Annotated in this window: 4 protein-coding genes; all 4 read left to right on the forward strand. The window is 54.7% G+C overall.

All coding sequences use genetic code 11. The features are described 5' to 3' along the window. Positions 1-230: 230 nt before the first annotated feature. The 4 genes from HN413_11285 (at position 231) to HN413_11300 (ending at position 9,250) form a co-directional block, all read left to right on the forward strand. Positions 231-1,148, forward strand: a complete 918-nt coding sequence (locus HN413_11285) for a DMT family transporter (protein ID MBT3390980.1) — start codon at positions 231-233, stop codon at positions 1,146-1,148. Between the two features lie 365 nt (positions 1,149-1,513). Then, on the forward strand, positions 1,514-2,509 hold the full coding sequence (locus HN413_11290) for a flippase-like domain-containing protein (protein MBT3390981.1): 996 nt from the start codon (positions 1,514-1,516) through the stop codon (positions 2,507-2,509). A gap of 159 nt (positions 2,510-2,668) precedes the next feature. After that, positions 2,669-6,091, forward strand: coding sequence for a hypothetical protein (locus tag HN413_11295; protein ID MBT3390982.1), 3,423 nt, complete (start codon positions 2,669-2,671; stop codon positions 6,089-6,091). A 291-nt stretch (positions 6,092-6,382) separates the two neighbouring features. After that, on the forward strand, positions 6,383-9,250 hold the full coding sequence (locus HN413_11300; protein MBT3390983.1) for a TIR domain-containing protein: 2,868 nt from the start codon (positions 6,383-6,385) through the stop codon (positions 9,248-9,250). Positions 9,251-9,392: the final 142 nt, after the last annotated feature.

Below are 9,392 nucleotides of genomic sequence, written 5' to 3' on the forward strand. Positions count from 1 at the left end.
ACCCACCAAAGCTTTTTCTGAAGCCGTTGTCTTGCTTATCTAAACAGTATTGGCGTTAGCCCAATGTTGTTAGATGTATTACCAGCCCAACCCGGTTGGGGTTCATTGTGATTGCGCCTGCGCAGGCGCAATCCTGACGACTTAATATGAATCTTTGCCTTCATTATTATCAGCGCCATTCAGATTAAGGCGTATAATACAAATTCTGAAACCGTGCCATTGGAGCAACATTGAAGAACAGCGCCGCCCCCAACATCATTATACTTGGTACCCTTTTTGGCACCACACTCGTCGCCTCGCGCTTCAGCGTCGGGCAAATGGCCCCGCTAACCTACGTCAGCCTGCGTTTAAGTCTCGCCGGGCTGGCTTTTCTGATTATTTATACGTTTTCAATCGGCGGACGAAAGTGGCCCAAAGACCGCACTCTCTGGCGACGGGGGATTATTCTAGGGATTTTTGGGACCGCCTTACCCATGATTTCTTTTACCAGTTCGTTGCAATACCTGTCCAGCGGACTTGTCTCGGTGTTGATGACAACCTCCCCGGCATTTACTGTGGTGATGGCGCATTTCCTGCTCCCCGATGAAAAACTCAGCTGGCACAAGAGCATCGGCATTGCTCTGGCATTGATCGGCGGTTTGCTGCTGACGATACGCGGTGAAAGCGGCCTTGCCACCTCAGGAGAAGGCAACCTGATCGGTTATGCGCTGGTCTTCGCGGGTATTATTTCAGCCAGTAGTATGGGGATATACGTCCGCAAGAAAATGAGAAACTATCGCTCATCGGACGTAGCTGTTGTGCGTATGAGCGCAGCTTCATTAGCGATTTTCCCCTTCACATGGCTGGTTGCCGGATACGATATGTCTCAGGTGAATACCAGCGGATGGCTGGTGCTGCTCTATGCCGCGATTGCGGGCACTTTTTTCGCCATGCTGCTCGACTTTTCCAATACGGCGCGTTTTGGGCCAACTGTCGCAGCGATGGTCACATATGTGATTCCGGTAGTCGCGGTAATCAGTGGCGCGCTGCTGTTAGATGAGAAAATTACCCTGACGATGCTCTTCGGCATGATCTTCGTCGTTATCGGCATCGGGTTCATCTTGCAAACCCAAAATACCCCAACCGTCAAACCCGCGTCATATCCGTAAGCATTTCCAGCAGGGCTTACACACTTTCGCAAGAAAATGCTCACAAAATAGGAATACATGAGTCGTAATGGAATAGTTCATATTTGCAAGAAAATTAGTGGACACTTTTAGTTTGTCATTTCGAGCCAGCGGCGAGAAATCCCTGAGAATTGGCGTACATAAATACCCACACAGGTGAAAGTTTACGTATTTTTACTGGGATGCCTCCCTGCGGTCGGAATGACAGTCCCTGATGGACAAAAAGTGTCTGCATATTTTTGACCATACCATCGTAATATGTAACGTTGCAGGTTGAAGGTTAGAAATAATACCTTCAACCTGCAACGTTTAACCTTCAATCCTGTCTATTTGGTACAATCCAAACTATGAAAAAATGGCAATTCTGGCTGGGGGTGCTCATCAGCATCTTCTTTATGTATTTTGCCCTGCGCGGCCTGCGTGTGGGCGATATGTGGCAGACTCTCGCAGGGGCGCGCTATATTTGGCTGCTGCCCGGCGTAGCAGTCTATTTCATTGGCGTATGGGTGCGCGCCTGGCGCTGGCACTACCTGCTCAGGCCGATCAAAGCCGTGCCCACGCGCATAATGTTCCCGATTGTAGCCATAGGCTATATGGGCAACAATATCTACCCGGCGCGCTCCGGAGAAATTCTGCGGGCAGTAGTGCTCAAACGGCGTGAAGCCGTGCCGGTTTCGGCCTCGCTGGCGACAATCATCGTGGAGCGCGTTTTCGATGGCGTGGTGATGCTGGCCTTTGTGTTCTTGAATTTGCCGGAATTGGCGCGCCTGACAGTTGATTCAGGGTTTGTAGGGGATATTCAGACTTTAGCCCTGTGGGGGGCGGCGGCATTCGTGGGGGTGTTACTCGTCTTTTTGCTGGCAGCCATGTTCCCCACCGTGACCGAGAGAATCACGCGCTGGAGTGTAGCGCGCCTCATCCCGGAGCGTTTCCGCGAGAAATTTCTCGCCTTAGCCTTGCGCTTCCTCGGCGGCCTGGAATCCCTGCGCTCGCCGCGCGAAGCCCTGATGGTATTCTTCACCTCGGTGATTATCTGGCTCCTCGAGACTGGCAAATACTGGTTCGTGATGCACGCCTTCAATTTTCAAGTCAGCTTCTTCGCCCTGATGCTGATGAACGGCATCGTCAATCTGGCAACGACCATCCCCTCCGCGCCGGGATACGTGGGCACGTTTGACGCGCCGGGCATCGCCGTACTCAAAGCCTACGGCGTGCCGGGCGCCATCGCCGCCGGATATACGCTGGTGCTGCACGTCGCTCTATGGCTGCCGATCACCCTGCTGGGTGGCTACTATCTCGCCCGCGAGGGCATCCACTGGAGCGATGATTTAAAGTTAGAGTAAGATGACAGTCACTATAAAAGTGACTGTCATCTGCACCATTCCGGAGACAAGATGATGCAAAAAACTTTCCAGATTTTTTCACCACAATACCCTGAAGGGTACAGGCGAGCACAAAGAACCACAAAGAAAAGCTTTGTGTACCTTTGTGTTCTTTGTGGTTTGTTTCTCCTCACCGCCTGCGCCGCACCGACATCCACTGCCACGCCTGATACACCAACACCTGACACGATCTCCACATCCCCTGTGCTGATTGCCGAAGTTCTCGGCGGCATCCCCGGCAACAATAACTACGACTATATCGAACTCACCAATCCTAACGACGCGGCACCCTTTGACCTGCACGGCCTGACGTTATGGCATCAACTCAGCGATGGTGGCGACATCGAGAGCATCTACCGCTGGGATGCGCCCACGCTGATCCCGCCAGGAGGCAGCTATCTCTTGGGCCGCGCCAGTGAAGATTACGGCCTGCCCGTGGACGCATTCATCGAAGCGCCACTCGTGCCGCAGCGCGGCGGGCTGCAACTGCGCGCCAAAGATAATTCTCCGCTCTATACCCTCGTCTGGGGGGCTGGCCCGCAAAGCGATTTTGACGCCCAGCCCGCCCCGGCGATGGAAAACGGCGTTGCGCTCACCCTCACTGGGAGCGAATATTTGCTCAATGACGCTCCCCGACCCCAAAACACATCCTTTAGCACTGACATCAACCTGACGCTCAACTTCCCCGCAACCGTCAATCCCGGCGAAGAATTTGGTGCAGGCATCGTCATCGAAAACGCGGGTGCGCTGGCCGTTAATGACTTTACCGTCCAAATCCCCATCCCCAACGAATTCGAGATCATCGCTCTGCCCGACGATGCCGAAATTGCATCACAACCAGCCTTTTTCGGCATGGATACACTCGCCGAAACACATCAAATCGTCCTGCTGCCCATCACGACGCTCGCCGCGAGCGAAAACGTCACCGCCGAAATTACCCTCAAAGCGCCGTGGACCTATCTCACTGTGACCACGACCAACGCCGCCGCGGCCTCAGCCGCAGGCGCTCTGCTGGCGCAGAGCGCCCCCGCCCGCACCGCGGTCGGCGGCGGCGCCATCCCCATCGGGACAGCGCGCACGCTCGTCGATCAGAAAATCGTCGTCGAGGGCATCGCCACCATGTACACGGGCGGCTACTTCGCCGGAAACGGCAACACCAAATTCTACATCGAAGATGAAACCGGCGGCCTGCAAGTCTGGATTGACGATGGCGAAGGTGATGTCAATGTGGCGCTCGGCGACCGCGTGCGCGTGCGCGGCCTGCTGCTGCTTTACCGCGGCACAATGGAGTTGGCTCCCGCGCCCGAGGGTATAGAAATTATCGAGCAAGGCTCCCCCGAGACGTACTACCCTCCCACACCGGTCAGCGTGGGGGACGCGGCCACCGAAAGCGAGACTCTCGCCGGGCGTTTGATCCAGGCCCAGGGAACAGTAGCACGCGTGGAGGAGTTCGCCTACAGCCACGAGATCGATCTGGTTGACTCAGACGGTCACCTCGCTCAAATTTACGTCGATAAACTCACCGAAATCAATATGCAATCCATCCAGAGCGGCGAAATCTACACCATCACCGGCGTGCTCGAAGTCACCGACGACAATGCCCGCATTTATCCGCGCATTCAGGCTGATCTCGCCAAAGTTTACCCACCGGTGCTCGAAATTGCCATCAACGCCCCGGTCAATATCCGAGTGGGCGAAGCCTTCACCGTGACGCTCACTGTCACCAATCACACCCCCAACATTCTGCACAATATCGTCATTACGGCCTCGCTGCCCGACTTTGATTTAGGGGTGCTAGAAATCAGCGACGGCGGCGAGCAGGCTGGAAAAATAATTACCTGGATTCTGGATGAACTGGATGGGGAGGGAACTGCGGCGAGCGTAGCGAGTGTGAGTTATCAGGCCAAAGTGGATACCAGCGAAGCCGCCGTGCGGCTGGAACCGGTGTTGGTGGCTGCCCCCGGAGTGGATTCTGCCCAAAGCACGGCGCTTGACCTATTTATTGGCGAGCAAATCCCCGTGTGGGCCATTCAGGGGGAGGGTGCCAGTTCGGCCTACGCTGGCGAACGCGTCACCACCAGCGGCCTTGTCACCGGTGTTTTCCCCGAGTTGGAAGGTTTTTGGATTCAAACCCTCGAAACTGACTACAACCCCCTCACATCTGACGGGCTGTTTGTCTACACCAACACGCTGACCCCCGAAGTGCTGCCCGGCGACGAAGTGCAGGTCAGCGGGGTAGTGAACGAATATTACAGCCACACCGAACTTGAAATCACTTCGCTCGAAGATATTGTCGTACTCGGCACAGCGCGCGCCCTGCCCCCCGCCGAAGAACTCAATCCCCCCGCCGACGAAGCCGCTGCCCTGGCCTACTACGAAAGCCTGGAAGGTATGTTTGTGAAGGTCACCGCGCTTGCCATCGTTGTGGCCCCCAGCAACCGCTACGGCGAATACACGCTGGTGCGCGCCGAACACGGTATCGAGCGCCTGTGGCGCGGCGACGAGAGCGGCATCGCCATTGTGGTCGATGATGGCAGCAGCGGCACGCATGATGACCGATCCACAATGGCCTACGCCGTCAACAGCGGCGATCAGGTGACCAATCTCATTGGGCCGCTGGCCTACACCTACGGACAATACAAACTCGAGCCGGTGACAACGCCCGCATTGCAGGCCGCGCAAAACGATCTCGCTGTACTCACCCCGCTCGCCGACGATGAATTCAGTCTGATGACTTGGAACGTCGAAAATCTCTTTGATTTCACCGATCCGCACCCCAGCAGCCCCGATATGCCGGGCATTGAGGCATATCGCACGCAGATCGCCAAAGTTGCCAACACCATCGTCGCCGCGGGCCTGCCCACGGTGGTCGGCCTGCAAGAAGTGGAGAATATTGGCATTCTTGAAGATATTGCCGAACACGAATCGATTGCCGAATACGGCTATCTGCCTGTACTCATCGAAGGCACAGACAGCCGCTATATTGACGTTGGCTATCTGGTGCGCGGCGACAAAGCAATGATTTTGCATGAAGAGCAGTTCCCCGCCCCGGAGGGCCTTACCAGCCGTCCGCCGCTGCTTGTACAGGCGCAGATCGGGGATATGAAAATCTCCATTCTCAATAACCATTTCACATCCATGAGCGGCGGCGAAGCCGCCACCGAGCCGCGCCGGGTCGCCCAGGCCGCCTGGAATGCATCCGTGATGGGTGAAATTTTGACCGACGATGAAAGTGGCCTGTTGGCCGTGATGGGCGATCTGAATTCGTTTTACGATGCCCCCCCCATTGATACCTTGCGGGATGCCGGGCTGGTACACGTATTTGAAGAACTCCCCCCCGAAGCGCGCTACACCTACATCTACGAAGGGCGCTCACAAGTTCTCGACCACATACTTGTCACCCCCGCCCTGATGGAAAGGCTGACACGCGTCGAAATCCTGCACGTCAACGCCGACTACGCCCTGCCCGCCCCCGACGATACCAGCCCCTTGCACAAATCGGATCATGATCCGGTGGTGGCTGTTTTCTCATTAACACCCTGATTACTTGTTAAATCTCACGTGAAAATAGAATGCGGATTACGCGGATACAGCGGATTTTCACAGATAAAATAAAAAAACACGAAAATCAGTCTAATTCGCGTCACGTGTGCCCTTTAGGGTGTCCGCTTTCTATTTTGATCTGCACGGCGCAATGAAACTATGATATAGCCAGACCATAAATCCACAGTACTTGAATGTGGCATAACTTTACAAATAGGGTAAATATGGTAGACTTTGGGGGAAATTCGAAATCCCTTGCCTTGGGGGCAAAATATTTTTTAGGAGAACGCCATGACAGAAACAACTGCCGCATCTCAGCAACATGCTTCGATGATGATTTCCTATTCCCGAAAAGACAAGGAATTTGTGCAACAGTTGCACAAATCACTGCTGAAATCTGGCATTCCCGAGGAGAACATCTGGATTGACTGGGAAGATATTCCCGCCGCCGCGGATTGGATGGATGAAATCACCCGCGCCATCGGTGGTGCCGATACGTTTATTTTTGTCATTAGCCCCGCTTCGCTGGATTCAAAAGTCTGTGGGGACGAAGTCCGCGTTGCCAGCGAAAATAACAAGAAATTTATCCCCATTTTGCACCGCGAGCCGACCAAAGAGAATACGCTCCCCGAGGGTATTTCGCGCACAAATTGGGTATACATGCGCCAAAATGACGATTATGATGCCGCGTTCCCCCTTCTGCTGGAAGCCATCAACACCGACTTGGAGTGGGTGCGCGAACACACGCGTCTGCTGGAGCGGGCCATCGAGTGGGGGCAGCAAGGGGAAGATAAAAGCTTCCTGCTACGCGGCTCCGATCTGGATACTGCCGAAACCTGGCAGTCGGATGCTACCGAAGGCAAAGAACCCCAGCCCACGCATTTACAGGCGGTCTATATTCAAAATAGCCGTGAAGATGCCAAGCGCAGGCGCAGGAATTTGCTGATCAGCGTGTCCATCGCCTTACTGGTCTCGATTGTGCTGGGTATCACCGCCGTCATCCAGTGGCTCAACTTCCAGACGCAATCACAAATGAATTTGGTGCGCCAACTCGCCGCGCAGGCCACCTCCAAGCAGGAAGAACGGCTCGACTTGGCCTCCCTGCTCAGTCTGGAAGCCAATCGTCTCTCTGAAATCTACACCAACAGCACAGACCAAACCAGGGCCGAGGTCAATGGCAGTTTGCTCTCGGTGGTCATGCACAAGCCAGAGCTTAATGGCTATATTTACGGACACACCGCCCAGGTCTACGCGGTGGATATGAATCTCGAGACGGGCATTATCACAACCGCATCCGCCGACGGCACAGTGCGGCTAATTGATCTGGATACGCTCACGCTGATTCATCTCTTCGAGAAAGAAGACGAAAAACTCATCTCCGCGGAAATCAGCCCGGATGGAACCCAAATCGCCATTGGTTCCGACTACGGCTCGGTCTCTGTGTGGGATGCCGGAACGCATGAACTCGTCCGCGAATTCGTTCCCAACGAGCAGCGAAACCGGATACGCAAAATTATGTACAGCCCCGACGGCAGTACGATTGCCGCTGTGGATGATGACGGTACGGTCGTTGAATATGATGCCGAGACGTTGGAAGAAATTCAGGTTTATAACGCCAATGACTACGACTACGGCGTGGCCTACGGCCCTGCAGGCGAAACACTCGCCATTGGCTCGATAGATGGCTATATTGAAATTTATGATCTGCAAAACGGCGAAGTTATTCAAACCGTAGATACCGGCGTGGATACCGGCGCTCGCTCCGTTGCCTTCAACCGTGAGGGCACACTCATGGCTTCTGGCGGCGGCAATGGCCTTGTCCAACTTTGGGATGTTGAAACCGGCGAAAATCTGGGGAAATTCGAACACCCCGGAACGATCATTGTCAACAGCCTGGTTTTCGATCCCGCTGGCGCATTTTTGGCCGTCGGCACAGACAGCCGCGATGTTCTTCTGGTTCCCTTGACGAGCGATGGCAGCGGTTTTGGTGAAGATGTCAACTTCCTTAGCGCGCATGTTGGCGAAATTTTCAGCATTGCCATTAGTGACGATAGCAACTTGCTGCTTTCCGGCGGTATAGATCAAACCGCCATCCTGTGGAACGTCACCGAGGGCCTGGAAAGTGGGGGGAGTTCCATGCAAGTGACATATCCCTACCCCGAAGGCGATGTCAACGAAGTTGAGTTCAGCCCCGATGGAAACTGGCTAGCCTACGCCAGTGACGATTCTACGGTCTACGTGCAAGATTTAACCGACGACGAAGCCGAAGTTGAAGAATTGAGCGCCCACGAAGCCCCGGTGAGGAATATTGCCATTCATCCGGGCAGTAACACCTTTGCATCCAGCGATACGGACGGCATGATCTTCCTGTGGGATACCGATACCGGTGAAGTCATCGGTGAAATGCAGCAAGATTCTGCTTACTCGCCTTTGGCCTTCAGCCCGGATGGCAGCCTGCTGGCCGCAGGCAGCGATGACAGCAGTGTTATTTTGTGGGATACAACCCAACAAGAGCCGGTTGCCACGCTCTCAGGCGCGCACGAAGACGGTGTGCTGAGCGTAGCCTTCAGCCCCGATGGCAGCCTGCTGGCTTCCAGCAGCCTGGACTTTAATATTGTGCTGTGGGATGTCGCCACAGGCGAACCGGTGCGCACGATCACCACGTTGTCGCAGGTTCCGACGGTGTTGTTCAGCCACGATGGTCAGCAGCTATTCTCCGGCGGGTACGATGCCATGATCCGCGTGTGGGATGTGAATACGGGTGATCCGGTCACGCAATTGGCAGGCCACCTGGGCGATGTCAACGAGATGGCCTTCAGTTCAGATGGCAAAATGCTCGTTTCCGGTAGTGCGGATGGCACCGTAATTCTTTGGGATATGACCAGCCTGGAGCGGATTGGCTTCCTTTCGGGGTCGCCCTACTCGATCATTGGCGTTGCGTTCAGCCCCACTCAGCCGCTTGTGGCCGCCGCCAGCCGGGATGATAACGTCTACACCTGGGATGTCAGCCTGGATGCCTGGAAGAAATTTGCCTGCTTCCGTGCCAACCGCAACCTGACGCAAGCCGAGTGGAATCAGTATTTCGGCGATCAGGTAGAATATCATCTCACCTGCCCCGATTTCCCGCCGCCCGCGGATTTAGCCAGCGCCCAAAACTAAATTTAAAACTTACCACGAAGACACAAAGTTCACGAAGAAGTACTTTATGTCCACAAAGAAAAACTCTGTGTTCTTTGTGTCTTTGTGGTTATTTTTCTCCTCGAAATTCCCCCATCTTCACCACCTTCTCACCCAAACGCGC

It is taken from the genome of Chloroflexota bacterium (assembly GCA_018648225.1).
GTDB lineage: Bacteria > Chloroflexota > Anaerolineae > Anaerolineales > UBA11858 > NIOZ-UU35.

What these genes read in the sequence shown, in the direction of transcription:
- HN413_11290 (MBT3390981.1), top strand. Translation starts at nt 1,514, where the DNA reads ATGAAAAAATGGCAATTCTGGCTGGGGGTGCTCATCAGCATCTTCTTT.
- HN413_11300 (MBT3390983.1), top strand. Translation starts at nt 6,383, where the DNA reads ATGACAGAAACAACTGCCGCATCTCAGCAACATGCTTCGATGATGATT.